This window comes from Streptomyces sp. NPDC097129 (assembly GCF_055668065.1).
This window is the reverse complement of sequence record NZ_JBVOQE010000127.1, coordinates 1-1,017: the sequence shown is the minus strand read 5'-3', so window position 1 is coordinate 1,017 and position 1,017 is coordinate 1. Positions and strand designations below refer to the sequence as shown.

The window sequence follows — 1,017 nt, the reverse complement described above, 5'->3', positions numbered from 1 at the left end:
ACGTAAGGCCTTATTTTATACTTCCGGGTCTCAGACTCGGGAAAAGCTGTGCACCGCGTGTACTCGACGCAAGGGCAGGAAGCGTTCCTCGAAGGCCATATCGCCGCGTTCGAGGAAATCGGCGGTGTCCCCACCCGTCACATCCGCTACGACAATTTGACCAGTGCTGTGCAGAAAGTGATCTACGGCTCCTCCCGAGCGCGGGTGGAGAACCAGCGATGGGTACTGTTCCGCTCGCACTTCGGGTTCGACCCGTTTTACTGCCAGCCTGGTATCTCGGGGGCGCACGAGAAGGGCGGCGTGGAGGGCGAGGTGGGCCGGTTCCGCCGAAACAGGTTGTCCCCGATGCCCGTTGTCAACTCACTCGATGAGCTCAACGAGAAGATCCGCGCTTGGGACACGGCAGATAACGGCCGCCGAATCAATGACCGGATACGCACTGTCGGGCAGGATTTCGCCGTCGAAGCACCGCTCCTGCTACCTGTTCCAAGCGAGGGCTTCGACCCGGGATTGTCGCTGGAACCACGAGTCGATCGGTCAGCGTTGATCACGGTGCGAATGGCGAAATACTCTGTCCCAGCACGTTTCATCGGCAGACAAGTGCGAGTCTCGTTGCGGGCGTCGGAAGTGGTGGTCTTCGACGGCCGGGCGGTGATCGCTCGCCATCAACGGGTCATCGCCCGGGGCGGTCAGAGCCTCGATCTCGACCACTACCTCGAAGTGTTGCGCACCAAACCCGGCGCCCTGCCAGGGGCGAGCGCTTTGGCCGCTGCCCGCAGGAACGGAACATTTACCTCGAGTCATGACGCATTCTGGGCCGCGGCCAGAAAAACTGACGGTGATGCCGGCGGAACCCGCCAACTCATCGATGTCCTGCTCCTGCACCGCACCATCGATAGCGATGACGTGATCGCCGGCATTGAAGAAGCTCTGACCGTCGGCGCAGTCACCGCTGATGTCGTCGCGGTCGAAGCCCGCCGCCACGCATCATTGGAGGTCGATGCGGCTGGGTCTGAT

General features: G+C 61.8%; 1 pseudogene. It reads left to right on the top strand.

The annotated features are described in order from the left end of the window. Nucleotides 1-21 precede the first annotated feature (21 nt). Nucleotides 22-1,017, top strand: a pseudogene (locus AC0B9F_RS38585) (Mu transposase domain-containing protein); the annotation flags it as partial.